This is a genomic window from Methylobacterium variabile (assembly GCF_001043975.1).
Classification (GTDB): domain Bacteria; phylum Pseudomonadota; class Alphaproteobacteria; order Rhizobiales; family Beijerinckiaceae; genus Methylobacterium; species Methylobacterium variabile.
Map to the genome: position 1 here is coordinate 12,259 of NZ_LABY01000191.1, position 18,666 is coordinate 30,924.

Below are 18,666 nucleotides of genomic sequence, written 5' to 3' on the forward strand. Positions count from 1 at the left end.
GCCGGGCCCGTTCCGGGCCCGGCTCCAACCGTGAGAGACCAGACGACCATGACCGCCGACCTCGTTCTCTTCCGCAACGCGCGGGTCCTCGACGGCCGCCACGACACCGGCCTCGAGGGCCACGACGTGCTCGTCGAGGGCGGCACCATCCGGGAGGTCTCGGACCGGCCGCTGACCGCCGCGTCGGCCCGGGTGATCGACCTCGCCGGGCGCACGCTGATGCCGGGCCTGATCGACTGCCACGTCCACGTCATCGCGACGATCCCGGACCTCGGCGCCAATGCCGACCTGCCGGATTCCCTCGTCGCCCTGCGCACCGCGAAGATCATGCGCGGGATGCTGATGCGCGGCTTCACCACCGTGCGCGACCTCGGCGGCGCCGACCACGGCCTGGTGATGGCGGTGCGCGAGGGGCTGATCGACGGCCCGCGCCTCGTGATCTGCGGCAAGGCCCTGTCGCAGACCGGCGGCCACACCGACTATCGCGGCCGCTACCACGCCCGGGACGTCGGCCACTACGCCACCAAGCTCGGCGCGATGGGCCGGGTCTGCGACGGCGTCGACGCCGTGCGCCGGGTCGCCCGCGAGGAGATCAAGGCCGGGGCCGACTTCATCAAGATCATGGCCAATGGCGGCGTGTCCTCGCCGACCGACCCGATCGCGTTCCTCGGCTACTCGGTCGAGGAGGTGCGGGCGATCGTCGAGGAGGCGCAGAACGCCCAAACTTATGTCGCCGCCCACCTCTACACCGACGCGGCGATCCGCCGGGCGGTCGAGTGCGGGGTGATCTCGGTCGAGCACGGCAACCTGGTGACGGCGGAGACGGCGCGGCTGATCCGCGACAAGGGCGCCTACGTGGTGCCGACCAACGTCACCTTCGACGCGCTCGCCAAGGAGGGCGCCAGCTTGGGCCTGCCGCCGGCCTCGGTCGCCAAGATCGAGGACGTGCGCGAGGCGGGGCTCAATGCCCTCGAGATCCTGCGCGACGCGGGCGTGATGATGGCCTACGGCACCGACCTGCTGGGCGAGATGCACCGCCACCAGTCGGAGGAGTTCGTGATCCGCGGCCGCTGCCTGCCGGCGATCGAGGTGATCCGCTCGGCGACCGTCAACGCCGCCAAGGTCGTGCGCCTCGAGGGCAAGGCCGGCGTGGTGGCACCGGGCGCCTTCGCCGACCTGATCGTGGTCGACGGCGATCCGCTGGCCGACCTCTCGCTCCTCACCGGCCAGGGCCGGCACATGAGGGCGATCATGATCGACGGGCGCTTCGTGAAGGACGAGCTGGCCGCCTGACGCGACGGACGGTGGGGCGTCCCGCCGGACGCCCTGCCTCAGGGCGCCGCCCGCACCACCCGGGCGCCGGCCGCCTCCGCCTCCGCGCACTGCGCGTCGGTGGCGCCGGCATCCGTCACCAGCGTCCAGCGCCGCGGCAGCGGCGCCCAGGCTCCCTGCGTCGCGCGCCCGAGCTTCGTCGCGTCCATCAGGACCAGCACCTCGCCCGCCTGCTCCATCATCAGTGACTTGAGGGCGACCTGCTCGAGGGCCGCCTCGCACAGGCCGCGGCCGGCGACGAAGCCGTCGCCGCTCACCACCGCCTTGTCGGCGGTGAGCCGCCGCAGGGCGGCCTCCGCCAGCGGTCCCATCGTGCTCATGCTCCCGGGCCGCACCGCGCCGCCGAGCACCGTCAGGGTGAGGCCGGGCGCGCCCGCCAGGGTTCCGACCAGCGGCAGGTTGTTGGTGATGACGTGGTGGCGCCGCCCGGCGAGGCCGGCCCCGAACGCCGCCACCGTCGAGCCGCCGTCGAGGACCAGGATGTCGTCCTCGGCCAGCAGGCCCAAGGCGGCGCGGGCGATGGCCGCCTTCTCGGGCCGCGCCTGCGCCTCGCGCTCCGGCAGGCTCGCCTCGGGCAGCGGGTGGGCGATGACCGCGCCGCCATAGGTGCGCCGGATGGTCTTCTCCGTCGCGAGGTGCTGGAGATCGCGCCGGATGGTCGAGGCGGAGACGCCGAAGCGCTCCGCCAGCTCCTCGACCACGACCTCCCCCGCCTGGAGCGCCTCCAGGAGGAGCGGGCGCCGGTGCCGGCCCCGGGTCACGGCGTCAGACCGCCCGGCGCGGCGCGAGGTCGACCGCCTGGCGCAGGGCCTCGACCAGCGAGCCCGCGTCGGCGATGCCCTTGCCGGCGATGTCGAAGGCGGTGCCGTGGTCGACGGAGGTGCGGATCACCGGCAGCCCCACGGTGATGTTCACGCCCGATTCGAGGCCCAGCACCTTGATCGGGCCGTGGCCCTGGTCGTGGTACATCGCCACGACGATGTCGTAGTCGCCCCGCCCGGCGAGGAAGAACAGGGTGTCGGCGGGCAAGGGCCCCTCGACCCGCCAGCCCCGGGCCCGGCAGGCCTCGACCGCGGGGGCGATCTTCTCGCCCTCCTCGCCGCGGCCGAACAGGCCGTTCTCGCCGGCATGCGGGTTGATCCCGCAGACGCCGATCCGCGGATCGTCGATGCCGGCCTTGACCAGGGTGTCGTGGGCGCGGCCGATCACCCGCTCGACCAGGCCCGGCTCGATCCGCTCGATCGCGTCGATGAGCCCGATATGCGTCGTGACGTGGATCACCCGGAGCTTGGGCGAGACCAGCATCATCGAGACCTCCGGCGTGCCGGTCAGCTCGGCGAGCAGCTCGGTGTGGCCCGGATACCTGTGCCCGGCGGCGTGCAGCGCCTCCTTGCTCAAGGGCGCGGTGCAGATCGCGGCGGCGTGGCCCGCCTGGACGATCTGGACCGCCCGCTCGATGTAGCGGAACGCCGCCTCGCCGGAGACCGGCGAGACCCGGCCGAACGGGTGCCCGGGCGGGATCAGCCGCAGGTCGACGCACTCGACCTGGCCGTCGGCGTGGACCGCCTCCTCGGGCGAGGCGATCGACCGGACCGAGAGGCCGGAGCCGACGATCCTCCCCGCCTCGCGCAGGCGCTCGGCGTCGCCGACGACCAGCGGCCGGCAGAGCGCCGCGACCTCGGGCAGGGCCAGCGCCTTCATGATGATCTCGGGCCCGATGCCGGAGGCATCGCCCATGGTGATCGCGACGGTCGGTTGGCTCATGTCGGAGACCCCCAGGCCTCGGGCGCCGACGCGGCGAGCGGTTCGGCGACGAGGCTGATGCGAGAACAGGAAACTAAGCGGAACCACCCCCGGCAGTCCCGCCGGTGCGGGCGGCCCGCAGGTGATGGACGGCGCGCACCAGCGTGCCCTCGTTCCCGAAGGCGCCGGCCTTGGTGACGATCGGCACGGCGAGCCCGCCCCGGGTGAGGCCGAGGGAGACGCCGGGCTCGATCTCGTCGACGAGCCTGATCCCGTCGACCCTGAAATGGCCGAGGAGCGCCGCGGCGGTCTCGCCCCCGGTGGCCACCAGGCCGCCGAGATGGGGCGCCGCTGGTGCGAGCAGCGCGCCGAGGGCGGCGGCGAGGCGCGGCCCGAGGACAAGGTCCGGAGACGCGCCGACCGCGACCTCGACCAGCACGTCGTCCCCGGCGCGAAGGGCCGCCGCCACGGCATCGCGGCAGCGCGCCCGCTCCGCCTGCCGATCGGCGTCGAGCAGCAGCCCGGGCGCGACCGGAACGTGGCGCAGCCCCGGCTCGTCCGCGAGCCGGCGCGCCGCCGCCCGGGAGGTCGCCGCGAGGCTCCCGACCACCACGAGGGTGCCGCCCTCGCCCGCGAGGGACGGCGCCGGCCCGGCCCGGGCCGGCGCGGCCCCGGCCGCCGCCAGGGCGTGGGCGAGCCCGGCGCTGCCGATCCAGAGCAGCCCCTCCGGCCCGCCCGGCGCGCGACCCGCCGCGGCCAGGCCCGCATCGGCGATCCGCCCGAGGTCGTCGTCGTGCTCCGCGTCCAGGATGGCGACGGCGTTCCCCCGCGCGGCGGCGCCGGCGAGGGCGTCCCGCAGGGCGTCCGCTCCGGCCCGCACGGTCGCGAGATCGATCATCGCGCCCGGGATGCCGGCCGCGTCCAGCATCGCGGGCAGGGAGCCCGTCGGGTAGGTGTGGTCCCGGCGCCAGAGCTCCGTCTCCTCGAGGGGGCGGCCTTCGACCTCGACCCGCCCCGCCCGGGTGGTCCGCCCGGTGGCCGGGAAGGCCGGCGCCAGGATCCCGAACGCCGCCCCGCTGCGCCGGCGCAGCGCCGCGAGGGTGGCGGCGAGCTCGGCCGCCGGCTGCCCGCGCAGGGTCGAGTCGATCTTCTTGAACACCGACCGGTCGGGATCGTGCAGCCCGTCGATCAGGGCGGCGTGACGGGCCGCCGCCGCCTCCGGGCCGAGTTGGCGGCTGTCGGCGTCGTGGGAGAGGACGTCGTCCTCCGCCCCGCCCCGCGCCGCGCCCCACTGCACCGAGGCGGACAGGCCGCGCCGGGCGAAGGCGATGGCGCAGTCGGCCGCGCCCGTGAGGTCGTCGGCGAGGACGAGCCAGCGGCGCGCCATGGTCAGGCGCGCCCCGCGAGGGGCGGGGCCTCCGGCGCGGCCGGCTCCTCCGCCCGCTGCGCCTCCGGCTCGCCGAAGCGGCGCGCCGTCCAGGCGGTGGCGAGGGGCGTCAGGATCGCGGTGACGACGACGGTCGCCGCCACCAGCACCGTCGCCGGCGCGGCGGCGTCGGCATAGGCCGGGTTGGCCGCCGCGATGATCGCCGGGACTGCGGCGGCGTTGCCGGCGGTCGAGGAGGCGGCGACGCCGGCCACCCCCGTGCCGCCGGTGAGCCGGTCGGCGAGGAAGAGCGGGATGCCGGTGATCACGACCACCGCGACGCCGAGGCCGAGGCCGAGCAGCCCCGCCTGCCAGATCTTGGTCAGGTCGAGCCCGGTGCCGAGGGCGAAGGCGAAGAACGGGATCATCACCGGCACGGCGCGGCCGAGGAAGTCGCGCATCTCCCGGTCGAGGTTGCCGAGGATCATGCCGACGAGGAGCGGCAGGATGCTGCCGACCATCGTCTGCCACGGAAAGGCCGACAGGCCGGCGACGCCGAGCGTCACCATGGTGAGGAAGGGGCCGGATTCGAGGCACATGATCGTGTAGGCGCCGACGTCCCGGGGCCGGCCGTACTGGCCCATCAACGCCATGTAGAGGCCGCCGTTGGTGTCGTTCATGGCGGCCACGATCGCCAGCGTCGAGAGGCCAGCAAACAGCCCGCCCGTGACCGGCGCCTCGCCGATCAGGCGGCCGAAGACGACGCCGAGGATCATCGCGATGCCGACCTTCACGACGAGCAGGGTGCCGCCCTTCTTGACGATGTAGGGCGTCGCCCGGAAGTCGATGCTCGCGCCCATGCAGACGTAGAACACCGCCAGGATCGGCAGCGCACCGGTGAACAAGGCCCCGGTGAACGAGCCGAACACCTTCGGGGTCCCCGGAAACAGGGTGGCGATCACCGCGCCGACGAGCAGCGGCACCACCATCATCCCGCCCGGCACGCGCTCGATCGCGCGCTTGATCCGAACCTCTCCCATGCGTTCCTCCTTGCGCGGATCGCGCGATGAGATGCGCGATTTGCCGGCCGTTAGCGCCTGATTCGCGCAATCGATGGCGGGCGTCAACCGCCCGCTTGCGCGATATGCGCGGATGGCGGGGCTGGAGCACCATACCGAGCGGGGTGAGGCCTGCGAGCCGGTCGACCGGCTCGCCGACGACGACCTCCAGCGCGTCGTCGTTCCCGACGGCCGCTCCGTCCCGACCGGCGTATCAGGCCGCCGGGCGCCGGCTCGTGCGCCGCAATCCCATGAGGGTGGCCTCGACGGCGATCATCGCCAGGATCGCGAGGCGGGTGAGCGGAAAAGACGATGCCGAGGGCGACGACGCCGGTGACGGCGACGACGAGGGCGCCAGCTACAACGGGGCCGACCTCTACGCCCGGCTCCCGCGCGAGGGGCGGCTCCGAACCCTGCTGCGGGAAGTGCCGGCCCGGGCGCGGCGCGACGGCATCTCCCTGGGCCGAACGATCCGCGGCCGGCTGCTCGTGCCGTTCCTGCCCGCGCGCCTGCGGCGGCTCGTCTTGCGGAGGCACGGCCGTCTCCTCCTCTCGGACGCCTGGCGAGCACGGGCGCGCGTCCTCAACCCGGCCATTCTCGACGCCGTGAGCCGACGGCGCATGCTGCAGGTCCTGCAGGACGACACGCCCGCCGACCGCGTGCGCGCCTTCTGCGACCACCACATCCCCTCGCGCTGCACGTACTCCGCGATCGCGGCGGCGCGGCAGGGGCCGGCGGTCAGCCTCCCGCTCCTCGACCGCCGCGTGGTGGATTTCGCGCTGTCCCTGCCGATCTCGCACGTCCTGGCGGACGGGCTGAGCCGCCAGCCCTTCCGCATCGCCATGGAGGGCATCCTGCCCGATCGGGTCCAGCTGTCGCGGCACAAGGTGGGGCGATCCGGCGATTGGATCACCCGCTCCGCCGCGGCCAAGCCGGCCCTGCTCGCCGCGCTGGAGCAGTTGCGCGCGAAACCGCCGCCCGCCGTCTCCGCGCTGTTCGACCTCGACGCGATCGGCGAGGGACTGGCCCTCGTGCCCGAGCCGGACGAGGCGCTCCAGCGGATGCGCAGCCGGGCCGACGAGGCCCGGCCCTGGCGCCGGCAAGCCCTCACGGCCGTGACATGCCTGAATGTCGCCTGCCACCTGGCGCAGCGGCCGGCGCCGGGACCGGCTCCCCTGCGCTGACGGCGCTCGGGCCCGCCATGCGCGGGCGGCCCTCGCGCCCTGCTGCGGCTCTGGTATGGAGGACGCCCATTCCCGCCCGCCGCCCGGGCGCCGCACGAGGGCACGAGCCACCGATGAGCATCGCGGACACCACCCCGCCGGACCTCTCCGGCGCGCTCTCAGCCCGGATGCGCGGGGTCGGCACGAGCCAGATCGGCCTCGTCGCCGACAGGGGCCGGGACGATCCCGAGGTGGTCAAGCTGTGGATCGGCGAGGGCGACCTGCCGACGCCGCCCTTCATCGTCGAGGCGGCCCACCAGGCGATGCTGGCCGGCCACACCCGCTACGCCACCTCGCTCGGCCTGCCGCGCCTGCGCGAGGCCTTGAGCGCCTACCACGCCCGGCACTGGGGCGTTGAGGTGCCGCCGGAGCGCTTCGCCGTCACGGCCGGGGGCATGAACGCGATCATGCAGGCGGCGCAGGCCCTGCTCGAGCCCGGCGACGAGATCGTCATCCCCTCGCCGGCTTGGCCGAACCTGGCGGAAGCCGTGCGCATCACCGGCGGCGTGCCGGTGACGGTGCCCTACCGGGTGCAAGGCGACGGGCGCTTCGCCCTGCCGCTCGCCGACATCGAGGCGGCGCTCACCCCGCGCACCCGCGCCGTGGTGGTGAACTCGCCCTCGAACCCGACCGGCTGGACCATGCCGCTCGACGAGATGAAGGCGCTGCGTGACCTCGCCCGGGCGCGGGGGCTGTGGATCGTCTCGGACGAGGTCTACGCCCACTTCACCTACGGCAACGCCATCGCGCCGTCCTTCCTGCAGATCTGCACCGAGGACGACCGGCTGATCGTCACCAACACCTTCTCGAAGAACTGGGCGATGACCGGCTGGCGCGCCGGCTGGCTGGTCTGCCCGCGCGGGCTCGGCCCCACCTTCGCCAAGCTCGGCCAGTACAACACCACCTCGATCCCGACCTTCATCCAGCACGCCGCGGTGACGGCTCTGGAGGAGGGCGACGGCTTCATCCGCCAGATGGTGAGCCGCTGCGCCGAAAGCCGGGAGATCCTGGTCGCGGGCCTGTCGCGCCTGCCCGGCGTCACCGTGTCGGTGCCGGAGGGCGCCTTCTACCTGATGGCCCGGGTCACCGGCCCCGGAACCCCGCGCGCGGAAACCAGCCTCGACCTCGCCTTCCGGCTCCTGCACGAGGCCAAGGTCGGCGTCGCGCCGGGCACCGCCTTCGGGCCGGAAGGGGAGGGGTTCATCCGCCTCTGCTTCGCCATCAGCCCGGGCCTCGCCCGGGAGGCGGTGGCGCGCCTGTCCGCCGTCCTCGGCCGCTGAACAAGGAGGGACCGATGCCCGAGCCGATCGCGTTTCTCGGCACCCTCGACGCTGAGGAGGAGGCGGACTTCCTGGCAGCCCTCGCCGAGGCCCTGCCCGAGGAGAGCATCCGCCCGTTCCGGACCCTGGATGCCGGCGCGCGCGAGGCGGTGCGGATCGCGATCGTGGCCAATCCCGACCCCGCCGAGGTCGCGCGCCTGCCGAACCTCGCCTGGATCCAGAGCCTGTGGGCCGGGGTCGAGCGCCTGGTCCGCGACCTGGGGACCGGGGCTGCGCCGATCATCCGCCTGATCGATCCCGAGCTCGCCCGCACCATGGCCGAGGCGGTGCTGGCCTGGACCTACTACCTGCAGCGCGACATGCCGGCCTACCGGCGCCAGCAGGAGGCCGGGACCTGGCGCCAGCTCGCCTACCGCCCGCCCGCGGAGACGCATGTCGGGCTCCTCGGCTTCGGCGCCCTCGGCACCGCGGCGGCGGAGCGGCTGACGCAGGCGGGCTTCCGGGTCGCGGCCTGGAGCCGCTCGCCCAAGGCCCTGCCGCCCGGCGTCGCCGGCTTCTCGGGCGCGGACGGCCTGCCGTCCCTGCTGGCGCAGAGCGACATCGTCGTCTGCCTGCTGCCGCTGACCGGGGAGACGCGCGGCCTCCTCGACGCCGCGCGGCTCGCCGCGACGAAGCCGGGCGCGGGCCTGATCAATTTCGGCCGCGGGCCGATCGTCGCGACCGACGCGCTCCTGGCGGCGCTCGATGCCGGGCAGCTCTCGCACGCGGTGCTGGACGTGTTCGAGGTCGAGCCGCTGCCGCCGGGCTCGCCGCTGTGGCGCCACCCCGGCGTGACCGTGCTGCCCCACATCTCCGGCCCGACCACCCCGCGCAGCGCCGCGGCCGTCGTCGCCGGCAACGTCCGGGCCTATCGCGAGACGGGCCGGATCCCGGCGGCGGTGGACGTCGGGCGGGGGTACTGAGCGCGGCCTCCCGGCGGCGCGGGGCGCCGTGAGGCCGCTCAGGCCGTGACCGCCCGCAGCGCCCGAAGGGTCGGCAGGTCGGCGCCGAGACGGGTGCAGGTGAGGCTCGCGGCCGCCACCGCCTCGGCGACGAGGGCGCCGATCGCCTCGCCGTCGAGGGCCGCGAGGGCCGCCCGGGTCAGCCGCCCGTCCCGCGCGAGGCGCGCCAGCAGCGCGGCGTGGAAGCTGTCGCCGGCCCCGACGGTGTCGATCACCGCGACCTTGCGCCCCGGCACGGCGATCATCGGCCCGCCGGACCGGTAGGCCCGCGCGCCGTCGGGGCCGGCGGTGACGACGACGAGGGCCACCCCCGCCGCGAGCCAGCGTGCCGCGATCTCGCCCTCGGCGGCGCCCGCCCCGTAGGCGGCGCGCAGGTTCTCGTCCGAGAGCTTGACGATGTCGGCGTACGGCACGAGGGCGTCGAACCGCGCGTGCCAGCGGCCGAGATCCGGGATCAGGCCGAGGCGCAGGTTGGGATCGAGGCTGATGACCCGCCGCCGCGCCTCCCGGGCGGCGAGGGCCGCGTAGGCCGAGCCGACCGGCTCCGCGACGAGCGAGAACGAGCCCATCGCGACGGCGCGGACGGACTCGGGCAGCATTGCCGGCAGGTCGGCCACCGCGAGGTCGGCATGGGCGCAGGCCTCGGCGTGGAACGTGTAGGCGGGGTGCCCATCCGGCCCGGTCGACACGATGGCGAGCGGGGTCGGCCGGGCGCTCTCCTTCGCAAGGGAGAGATCGACGCCCTCCGCCGACAGCCTGTCCGCCAGCATCCGCCCGAAGGCGTCTCCCGACAGGCCGCCGAGGAAGCCGCTCGCCACCCCGAGCCGGGGCAGGCCGATCGCCAGGTTGAACGGCGAGCCCCCGGCCACCGCCAGGGCCGGCAGGCCGCCGCGCTCGGGGTTCGGGCGGCCCGTCTCGACAAACAGGTCGATCAGCGCCTCGCCGCAGACCAGGATCATCGGAGCCTCCTCGGGCGGCCCATGGGCGGCGCGCCGCCGTCGTGCCCTATCTCGACACGCCTAATGCTGCCCGACCTCGCCCAGATGGGTGAGCAGCGCCTCCGCCACCCGGTCGGGCGCCTCGCGGGTCGGGAAGTGGCCGACGCCGTCCAGCTCCACCTGCCGGTAAGGGCCGGTGAAGTACTGCTCCTGTCCGGCGAAAGAGGCCGGGAGCAGGCAAGTGTCTGTTCCGCCGTGGATCACCAGGGTCGGCACCGCGATGCTGCGGGCCGCCTCCGCCTCCTGGGCCAAGGCGGCGAAGCGCGGGTCCGGCGCGTCGGCGCCCCAGCGCGAGCGGTAGAAGTTCAGGGTCACCGCGGCCCAGTCCGGGTTCTGGAACGACGGGGCGGTCTTGCCGAAGGTGTCGTCGGTGAACCAGGGGCCGGGCGGGCTCCACGCCACCCATTGCTCGCGGGCGAAAGCGGTCGGGTTCTCGCGCACGAAGGCGGCGCCCGGCTCGGTATTCATGAACCACTGGTACCAGAAGGCCCGCACCTGCGACAGCGGCGGCACGCCGATGCGGCCGGGCGCCCACGGCACCGAGAGGGCGGCGATCGAGGCGACCCGCTGCGGCCGGGCCGCGGCGAGCAGGTAGGCGACGCGCCCGCCCCAATCGTGCCCGACGACCGGGAGCCGCGAGAAGCCGAGCGCATCCATGAAGGCGAGGATGTCGGTGGCCAGCGCCGCGGTCTCGCCGGCCTTCGGCCCGTCCGGGTTGACGAACTTGGTCGGGCCGCAGCCGCGCCAGTACGGCACGATGGTGCGCCAGCCGGCGGCGTTCAGCTTCGGCACCACGCCGTCATAGGTGCGCGGATCGTCCGGCCAGCCGTGCAGCAGCAGGATCGGCTGGCCCTCGTCGGGGCCCGAGGCCTCGTAGGTGATCTCGACCTCACCGGCGGTGACGCTGTTGACGTCCATGGCAGTACTCCCGTCACACACGTAAGGGGCGGCGCCCGCGAAGGCCCCGCCCCTTGCTCCCCTTCAGGTGACGAGATGGGTCAGCCGATGATCTTGTCGATGGTGATCGGCAGCTCGCGGATCCGCTTGCCGGTGGCGTGGAACACCGCGTTCGCCACCGCGGCGGCCGCACCCACGATGCCGATCTCGCCGAGGCCCTTGACACCGAGCGGGCTGGCCTTGTCGTCGTGCTCGTCGACGAAGAGCACCTCGATGTCGTGGATGTCGGCGTTCACCGGCACGTGGTACTCGCCGAGATTGTGGTTCATGATCCGGCCGAGGGTGTGGTCGAGCATCGACTCCTCCTCCAGCGCGGCGCCGATCCCCATCACCACCCCGCCGAGGATCTGGCTTCGGGCGGTCTTGAGGTTGAGGATCTTGCCGGCCGCGATGGCGCTGACCACCCGCGTCACCCGGACCACGCCGAGCTCCTCGTCGACCTTCACCTCGGCGAACACCGCCGAGTGGGTGTAGGCCGAGAAGCGCATGTTGGTGAGCATGCTCGGCTTGACCGTCTCGGTCGCCGCGACGGTCTCGGCGCCGCCCGCCCGCATCGCCTCGGCGATCCCGACCTTGCGGTCCGGATCGTTCTGGAGCCGGATCTCGCCGTCCGCGAAGGTGACGTGGGCGAAGTCGGCGTTGGCGAGCGGCGAGTTCGCCATGCCGCGGGCGTAGCCGAAGAGCGTCTCGGCCACTGTGCGGCAGGCCGCCTGCACGGCGGCGCCCGAGGAGGCCGCGGTCCAGGAGCCGCCGGCGAGCGGCGCCTCCGGCAGGGCGGTGTCGCCGAGGCGCGTGGTGACCTGGTCGAGGGGCAGGCCGAGCGCGTCGGCACCGACCTGGGCCAGGATGGTGTAGGTGCCGGTGCCGAGATCGGCGGTGGAGCAGGCGATCTCGAGCTTGCCGTCGGGCGTGAGCGTGGCGCTCGCGCTCGACTGCTGCATCATCGCCTCCCACACGCCGGTCGCCATGCCCCAGCCGACGAGCTCGCGCCCGTCGCGCATCGAGCGCGGCTCCGCCTTGCGCTTGCCCCAGCCGAAGCGCTCCGCGCCCTGCTCGTAGGCCGCGCGCAGCGCCTTCGAGGTGAACTCCTTGCCCTCGCCCTCGTCGCGCTCGGCGTAGTTGCGCAGGCGCAGCTCCAGCGGGTCGACGCCGGTGGCGTAGGCGAGCTCGTCCATCGCCGATTCGAGGGCGAAGACGCCGGTGAACGCCCCCGGCGCCCGCATGTCGGACGGGGTGTAGGTGTCGATCTTGGCGAGCTTGTAGTCGAACGCGACGTTGGGACAGTGATAGAGCAGGCCCGACCAGTTGACGACGGTCTCCTGGTAGTCCTCGAAGGTCGAGGTGCCGGCGACCGCGTCGTGCGTCAATGCCTGGAGCCGCCCGTCCTTGTCGGCCCCGAGCGCCACGGTCTGGTAGGTCTCCGGCCGGTAGCCGAAGGTGAACATCTGGTCGCGGGTCAGCACCACCCGCACCGAGCGCTTGAGGTCGAGGGCGGCGGAGACCGCGAGGTAGAGCTGGTATTGCGGCCGCAGGCCCGAACCGAACGCGCCGCCGACGTAAGGGGTGATCACCCGCACGTCGTCGGGCTTGAGGTTGAACACGCTGCAGACGTAGCCCTGCGTGTTGTTCACGCCCTGGATCTTGTCGTGGATGGTGAGCTTGGACTCGCCCTCGTAGACCACCGTCGAGGCGTGCGGCTCCATCGGGTTATGGTGCTCGATCGGCTGCTTGTACTCCTGCCGGAGCTGGATCGGCGCCCCGTCGAAGGCGCTGCCTGCATCGCCGCGCGGGTCCGGCGGCGGCTTGATGCCGGAGCGCTTCTTCGGCGGCACGTAGGCCGCGTCGCGGTTCTTCTCGAGGTCGGTGTTCGGCACATCCTCGGCATAGGTCACCTTGACGAGCGTCGCGCCGTAGCGGGCGAGCTCGAAGGTCTCGGCCACCACGAGCGCCACCGGCTGGCCGCCATAGACGATCTCGGGCCCGTTCAGCGCCCGGAACGGCGAGCCGGGGGGCGCGACCTGGTCGCGGTAATTGTAGTCGAGCCAGGCGGTGCGCGGCTTGTTCTCGTGGGTGAACACCTTGATGACGCCGGGCACCGCCTCGGCGGCGCTCGCGTCGATCGCGGTGATGCGGCCCTTGGTGATCGCGCTCGAGACCACGACGCCGTGGGCGAGGTCGGGGGCGGTGAACTCGGCGGCGTACTTCGCGGCGCCCGTCACCTTGGCGGGGCCGTCGATCCGGCTCTGGGCGGTGCCGACGACGCGGGAGGGGGTGGCCATGGGTTACCTCAGGCGATGCGCTTGTCGGTCTGGGACTGGGGCGTGGCGGCGGCGGCCTGGGACAGGCCCCGCACGATGGCGCGCCGCGCCAGCTCGACCTTGAAGGCGTTGTGGGCGTAGGGCCGGGCCTCGGCCAGGATCACGTCCGCGGCCTCGCGAAAGGCCTCCGGCGAGGCGGGCCGGCCGGCGAGGCGCGCCTCGGCCTCCGGGTTGCGCCAGGGCTTGTGGGCGACGCCGCCGAGCGCGAGGCGCGCGGTGCGGATCGTGTCGCCGTCCATCTCCAGGGCGGCGGCGACCGAGACGAGCGCGAAGGCATAGGAAAGCCGGTCGCGCAGCTTCAGGTAGGTGTAGTGCGTGGAGAAGTCTTCGTCCGGCAGGTCGACCGAGAGCACGATCTCGCCGTGCCGGAGCGTGGTGTCGGTTTGCGGCTCGTCACCCGGCAGGCGGTGGAACTCGGAGAAGGGGATCGCGCGGCGCCCGTTCGGCCCCTCGACCTGCACGGTCGCCTCGAGCGCCGCCAGCGCCACGCACATGTCGGAGGGGTGCGTGGCGATGCACGTCTCGGAGGCGCCCAGGATCGCGTGGATGCGGTTGACGCCGGTGATCGCCGGGCAGCCGCTGCCGGGCTCGCGCTTGTTGCAGGGCGTGCCCTCGTCGTAGAAGTAGTAGCAGCGGGTGCGCTGCAGCAGGTTGCCGCCGGTGGTGGCGGCGTTGCGCAGCTGCGGCGAGGCCCCCGCGAGGAGCGCGCTGGCGAGCAGCGGGTAGCGCTCGTTGACGAGCGGGTCATATGCCACCGTGGCGTTCGGCACCAGCGCCCCGATCCGCAACCCGCCGTCGTGCTGGACGATCTCGTCGAGCGGCAGGCGGGTGATGTCGACGAGCCGGGCGGGCCGCTCGACGTTGTACTTCATCAGGTCGACGAGGTTGGTGCCGCCGGCGATGAAGCGCGCCGCCGGATCGGCGGCCAGCGCCTGCACGGCCTCCTGCACGGTGCCGGCGCGGGTGTAGTCGAACCGGTTCATTCCGCGGCCTCCTTGAAGGACGACGCCTTGTTCTTCAGAACGTCCTCGACCGCGTCGACGATGTTGGAATAGGCGCCGCAGCGGCAGATGTTGCCGCTCATGTGCTCGCGGATCTCCTCGCGCGAGCGGGCGCGGCCCTCCTCGATCAGCGCCACCGCCGACATGATCTGGCCCGGCGTGCAGTAGCCGCACTGGAAGGCGTCGTGCTCCAGGAACGCGGCCTGGACCGGGTGGAGGGCACCGATCGACAACCCCTCGATGGTGGTGACCGTGGCGCCATCCTTCTGCACCGCGAGCGCCAGGCAGGAATTGATGCGCTTGCCGTCGACGATCACCGTGCAGGCGCCGCACTGACCGTGATCGCAGCCCTTCTTGGTGCCGGTGAGGTCGAGCTCCTCGCGCAAGAGGTCGAGGAGCGTGGTCCAGGGCGCCACCCGGAGCCGGCGCTCCTGCCCGTTGACCGTGAGGGTGACGGGAATCGTCCCCGGTGGGGCGGAGGTGCCGCTTTCGCTCAGCATGGGCCTGCCATCGATCCAGAGGAGGGGGCCCGCACCGGCGCGCGCCGAGGGCGGCGCATGGCCTCCGGCCGGGCGGCATACCCGATAACCGTTCCAGGGTACGGGCGTTCCCCCGAGGGCGTATGGCGGACGGACGGTCGGGTGGTCGCAGGCAAATGTCGGGGCGGTATGCGCCGGAGGCGGCTCGGCGGCTGCCGGCTGCGCACGGCGCGGCTTCTGGCGGCCGGCCCGCTGAGCTAGTGATACCGTGAAAGCCCGGCCCCGTGGGCCGGCTAGACCGGAGACACCGCATGGCCGCGCCCGACCGGATCCTCAACGACATCGACCGCGACCTCGACAACTCGCTGGAGCGGCTGTTCGCCTTCCTGCGCATCGAGTCGATCTCGACCGATCCGGCCTACGCCGCGCAGTGCCGGAAGGCGGCGGAGTGGCTGAAGGGCGACCTCGCGGCGATGGGCTTCGAGGCGTCCTTGCGCGAGACCGGCGGCCACCCGGTGGTGCTCGCGCATTACCGCAAGCCCGGCGCGCCGCACGTGCTGTTCTACGGCCACTACGACGTGCAGCCGGTCGATCCGCTCGAGCTGTGGGAGACGCCGCCCTTCGAGCCGCGCATGGCGACCCTGCCCGACGGCCGGAAGGTCATCAGCGCGCGGGGCGCCTGCGACGACAAGGGCCAGGTGATGACCTTCGTGGAGGCCTGCCGGGCCTTCAAGGCGATCGACGGCGAGCTGCCGGTCGGCGTCACCATCCTGGTCGAGGGCGCCGAGGAGGACGGCTCGAAGCACCTGCCGGAATGGGTCGCGGCCAACCGCGACGAGCTGACGGCCGACCTCGCCCTCGTCTGCGACACCGGGATGTGGGACCGCGACACCCCGGCCGTCACCTCGTCGCTGCGGGGCCTGGCCTATTTCGAGGTCACGGTCACCTGCGCCGACCGCGACCTGCATTCGGGCCTGTTCGGGGGCGCCGCCGCCAACCCGATCCGCGTGCTGTCGCGCATCATCGCCGACCTGCACGACGACCAGGGCCGGGTGACCGTGCCGGGCTTCTACGACGGCGTGCCGGAGACGCCGGAGGAGGTGCTGGCGCAGTGGCGCTCCTTGAACCTCACCCCCGAGAGCTTCCTCGGCACCGTCGGCCTGAACCAGCCCGCCGGCGAGCGCGACCGGATGCTGATCGAGCAGATCCAGTCCCGCCCGACCTGCGACGCCAACGGCATCATCGGCGGCTATACCGGCGAGGGCACCAAGACGGTCATCGCCGCCAAGGCCAGCGCCAAGATCTCGTTCCGCCTCGTCGGCGAGCAGGACCCGGAGGCCCTCGACCGCAACTTCCGCGCTTTCGTCCAGGAGCGCATCCCGGCCGACTGCTCGGTCGAGATCATCACCCACAAGGGCTCGCGGGCGCTGGCCCTGCCCCACGGCATGCCGGCCCTTGAGGCGGCCAAGCAGGCTCTCGCCGAGGAATGGGACAAAGCGCCGGTGACGATCGGCTCCGGCGGCTCGATCCCGATCGTCGGCGACTTCAAGCGCACGCTCGGCCTCGACACGCTCCTCGTCGGCTTCGGCCTCGACGACGACCGGGTCCACTCGCCGAACGAGAAGTACGACCTCCAGAGCTTCCACAAGGGCACGCGCAGCTGGGCGCGGATCCTGGCGGCCCTGGCGAAGTAGGAAGGCGCGCCTGCCGTCGGACGACCGGCGGCAGGCAGTCCCGGCGCACATCGTCCATCGAGAAGGGACCCGCGGTGCAGAAGGTCATCGGCCTGATCGGCGGGATGAGCTGGGAGAGCTCGGCCGAGTACTACCGCCTCATCAACGAGACCGTCCGGGCCCGCCTCGGGGGCTATCGCTCGGCGCGCTGCCTGATGTGGTCGTTCGACTTCGGCGAGATCGAGGCGCTGCAGCACGCGGGGCGCTGGGACGAGGCGGCGGCCGAGCTGGTCGCGGCCGCCCGGCGGCTGGAGCGGGGCGGGGCCGACTTCGTGGTGATCTGCACCAACACCATGCACCGCATGGCCGACGAGGTTCAGGCGGCGATCGGCCTGCCGCTCCTGCACATCGCCGACCCGACGGCGGCGCGGATCCGGGCCGCGGGCCTGCACCGGGTCGGACTCCTCGGGACGGCCTTCACCATGGAGCAGGACTTCTACAAGGGCCGCCTCGCGGAGCGCCACGGCCTCGACGTGCTGGTGCCCGACGCCGACGACCGGGCCGAGGTCCACCGGGTGATCTACGAGGAGCTGGTCCAGGGCCGGGCGCTGCCGGCCTCGCGCGAGGCCTACCGGGCGATCATCGCCCGCCTCGTCGCACGCGGGGCGCAAGCCGTCATCCTCGGCTGCACCGAGATCATGCTGCTCGTGCGCCCGGAGGACAGCCCGGTGCCGCTCTTCGACACCACGGCGCTCCACGCCGAGGCGGCGGTGGAGTTCGCGCTGGCGGGGTCGTGACCCGGGCCGCTACGCGCCGTTCACCAGGCGCCGGCTGAGCACGTTGTGCCGCTCGGCCAGCTTTCCCGTATCGACGGTCAGCAACCGCCCATCCCGTACCACGATCCGCCCGTTGATGACGCTCAGCGCCACGCCGGGCGGGGCGCAGAACACCAGGGCGGCGACGGGGTCGTGCCGGGCGCCCGCGAGGCTGAGGCCCCGCAGGTCGAAGGCGACGAGGTCGGCCGCCATGCCGGGTTTCAGGGCCCCGATGTCGTTGCGCCCGAGCACCCGGGCCCCGCCCAGCGTCGCGATCTCCAGGGCCTCCCGGGCGGTCATCGCCGCCGGGCCGAAGCCGACGCGGGCCAGCAGCATGGCCTGGCGCGCCTCGCCCAGCAGGTGGCCGGCATCGTTCGAGGCCGAGCCGTCGACGCCGAGGCCGATCGGCACCCCCTCGCAGCGCATCCGGGGCACCGGGGCGATGCCGGAGGCGAGCCGCATGTTCGAGCACGGGCAATGGGCGACGCCGGTGCCGGTGCGGGCGAACAGCCGGATGCCGGCCTCGTCGAGCTTGACGCAGTGGGCGTGCCAGACGTCCGGCCCGACCCAGCCGAGATCGGCGGCGTACTCGGCGGGCGTCAGGCCGAAGCGCGCGCGGCTGTAGGCGACGTCGTCCTGGTTCTCGGCGAGGTGCGTGTGCAGGCAGACGCCGTAGGCGCGGGCCAGAGCGGCCGCGTCCCGCATCAGCCCGGGACTGACCGAGAACGGCGAGCACGGCGCCACCACGATCCGGCGCATCGCGAGGGGCGCGGGGTCGTGCCAGGTCTCGATCAGGCGGCGGGTGTCGGCGAGGATCGCGGCCTCGTCCTCGACGAGCGCGTCGGGCGGCAGGCCGCCGGCGCTCTCGCCGAGGCTCATCGCCCCGCGGGCGGCGTGGAAGCGCAGGCCGATCTCGTCCGCGGCCTCGATGCTGTCGTCGAGGCGGCAGCCGTTCGGGTAGAGGTAGAGGTGGTCGCTCGAGGTGGTGCAGCCCGAGAGCATCAGCTCGGCCATCGCGGTCTGGCCTGAGACCCGCACCATCTCGGGCGTGAGCCGGGCCCAGATCGGGTAGAGGACCTTCAGCCAGCCGAACAGGTCCGCGTCCTGCGCCGCCGGCACGGCGCGGGTGAGCGACTGGTACATGTGGTGGTGGGTGTTGACGAGGCCGGGCAGCAGCACGTGGCCGGCGAGGTCGATCACCGTGTCGGCGGTCTCGGGCAGCGCCTCCGGTCCGCCGACGGCGACGATCCGGTTGTCCTCGACGAGCACGAAGCCGCCGTCGATCTCGCGCCGCGCCTCGTCCATGGTGACGACGCGGTCGGCGTTGCGCAGGAGAAGCGTGGCCATGCGGGGCTCCGGCGGGGAAGGCGGCATGCTGCGCGTGCGAGACGAGGCGGGTCAAGCCGGGCTTGCAAGCCCGGC

General features: G+C 73.5%; 16 protein-coding genes. 6 read left to right on the top strand and 10 right to left on the bottom strand.

Annotation, left to right across the window (positions count from 1 at the left end; all coding sequences use genetic code 11):
- Window positions 1-48 precede the first annotated feature (48 nt).
- Window positions 49-1,293, top strand: coding sequence for a metal-dependent hydrolase family protein (locus VQ02_RS25620; protein WP_048447071.1), 1,245 nt, complete (start codon window positions 49-51; stop codon window positions 1,291-1,293).
- Window positions 1,294-1,331: 38 nt separating this feature from the next.
- Here VQ02_RS25620 and VQ02_RS25625 read toward each other — a convergent pair whose 3' ends face one another.
- The 4 genes from VQ02_RS25625 to VQ02_RS25640 form a co-directional block, all read right to left on the bottom strand.
- Window positions 1,332-2,093, bottom strand: a complete 762-nt coding sequence (locus VQ02_RS25625) for a DeoR/GlpR family DNA-binding transcription regulator (RefSeq protein ID WP_048447072.1) — start codon at window positions 2,091-2,093, stop codon at window positions 1,332-1,334.
- Between the two features lie 4 nt (window positions 2,094-2,097).
- Window positions 2,098-3,096 (bottom strand): 4-hydroxythreonine-4-phosphate dehydrogenase PdxA, encoded by a 999-nt coding sequence (gene pdxA / locus VQ02_RS25630; RefSeq protein ID WP_048447073.1) that lies wholly within the window; start codon window positions 3,094-3,096, stop codon window positions 2,098-2,100.
- A gap of 73 nt (window positions 3,097-3,169) precedes the next feature.
- Complete coding sequence (locus VQ02_RS25635) at window positions 3,170-4,462, bottom strand: four-carbon acid sugar kinase family protein (RefSeq protein WP_048447074.1); 1,293 nt, start codon at window positions 4,460-4,462, stop codon at window positions 3,170-3,172.
- A 2-nt stretch (window positions 4,463-4,464) separates the two neighbouring features.
- A complete protein-coding gene (locus VQ02_RS25640; protein ID WP_048447075.1) occupies window positions 4,465-5,481 on the bottom strand; it encodes a 2-keto-3-deoxygluconate permease in 1,017 nt (338 codons plus the stop codon).
- A gap of 314 nt (window positions 5,482-5,795) precedes the next feature.
- On the opposite strand from VQ02_RS25640, the gene VQ02_RS25645 reads away from it, so the two are divergent.
- From VQ02_RS25645 to VQ02_RS25655, 3 genes are all read left to right on the top strand, one after another.
- Window positions 5,796-6,683, top strand: coding sequence for an asparagine synthase-related protein (locus VQ02_RS25645; protein WP_157080809.1), 888 nt, complete (start codon window positions 5,796-5,798; stop codon window positions 6,681-6,683).
- A 113-nt stretch (window positions 6,684-6,796) separates the two neighbouring features.
- Window positions 6,797-8,002 carry a pyridoxal phosphate-dependent aminotransferase gene (locus tag VQ02_RS25650; protein ID WP_048447077.1) on the top strand — a complete coding sequence of 402 codons (1,206 nt, stop codon included), beginning with the start codon at window positions 6,797-6,799 and terminating at the stop codon, window positions 8,000-8,002.
- Between the two features lie 14 nt (window positions 8,003-8,016).
- A complete protein-coding gene (locus VQ02_RS25655; protein WP_048447078.1) occupies window positions 8,017-8,964 on the top strand; it encodes a 2-hydroxyacid dehydrogenase in 948 nt (315 codons plus the stop codon).
- A gap of 38 nt (window positions 8,965-9,002) precedes the next feature.
- Here VQ02_RS25655 and VQ02_RS25660 read toward each other — a convergent pair whose 3' ends face one another.
- From VQ02_RS25660 to VQ02_RS25680, 5 genes are all read right to left on the bottom strand, one after another.
- Window positions 9,003-9,962 carry a PfkB family carbohydrate kinase gene (locus VQ02_RS25660; RefSeq protein ID WP_048447079.1) on the bottom strand — a complete coding sequence of 320 codons (960 nt, stop codon included), beginning with the start codon at window positions 9,960-9,962 and terminating at the stop codon, window positions 9,003-9,005.
- Between the two features lie 60 nt (window positions 9,963-10,022).
- Window positions 10,023-10,919 (bottom strand): alpha/beta fold hydrolase, encoded by an 897-nt coding sequence (locus VQ02_RS25665; protein WP_048447080.1) that lies wholly within the window; start codon window positions 10,917-10,919, stop codon window positions 10,023-10,025.
- A gap of 80 nt (window positions 10,920-10,999) precedes the next feature.
- Window positions 11,000-13,237 carry a xanthine dehydrogenase family protein molybdopterin-binding subunit gene (locus VQ02_RS25670; protein WP_048447081.1) on the bottom strand — a complete coding sequence of 746 codons (2,238 nt, stop codon included), beginning with the start codon at window positions 13,235-13,237 and terminating at the stop codon, window positions 11,000-11,002.
- Between the two features lie 8 nt (window positions 13,238-13,245).
- Window positions 13,246-14,259, bottom strand: a complete 1,014-nt coding sequence (locus VQ02_RS25675) for an FAD binding domain-containing protein (RefSeq protein WP_048447082.1) — start codon at window positions 14,257-14,259, stop codon at window positions 13,246-13,248.
- Window positions 14,256-14,777: a (2Fe-2S)-binding protein gene (locus tag VQ02_RS25680; RefSeq protein WP_048447083.1), complete on the bottom strand. Its 522-nt coding sequence runs from the start codon at window positions 14,775-14,777 to the stop codon at window positions 14,256-14,258. The genes VQ02_RS25675 and VQ02_RS25680 overlap by 4 nt, the downstream gene beginning before the upstream one ends.
- Window positions 14,778-15,067: 290 nt before the next feature.
- On the opposite strand from VQ02_RS25680, the gene VQ02_RS25685 reads away from it, so the two are divergent.
- Together VQ02_RS25685 and VQ02_RS25690 are read left to right on the top strand one after the other, a co-directional pair.
- Window positions 15,068-16,450 carry a M20/M25/M40 family metallo-hydrolase gene (locus VQ02_RS25685; RefSeq protein WP_048447084.1) on the top strand — a complete coding sequence of 461 codons (1,383 nt, stop codon included), beginning with the start codon at window positions 15,068-15,070 and terminating at the stop codon, window positions 16,448-16,450.
- A 74-nt stretch (window positions 16,451-16,524) separates the two neighbouring features.
- A complete protein-coding gene (locus VQ02_RS25690; protein ID WP_157080810.1) occupies window positions 16,525-17,226 on the top strand; it encodes an aspartate/glutamate racemase family protein in 702 nt (233 codons plus the stop codon).
- 9 nt (window positions 17,227-17,235) lie between these two features.
- On the opposite strand, the gene VQ02_RS25695 is transcribed toward VQ02_RS25690, so the two are convergent.
- The gene (locus VQ02_RS25695) at window positions 17,236-18,591 is read right to left on the bottom strand and encodes an 8-oxoguanine deaminase (protein WP_048447085.1); all 1,356 of its coding nucleotides are present in this window, start codon (window positions 18,589-18,591) and stop codon (window positions 17,236-17,238) included.
- Window positions 18,592-18,666: the final 75 nt, after the last annotated feature.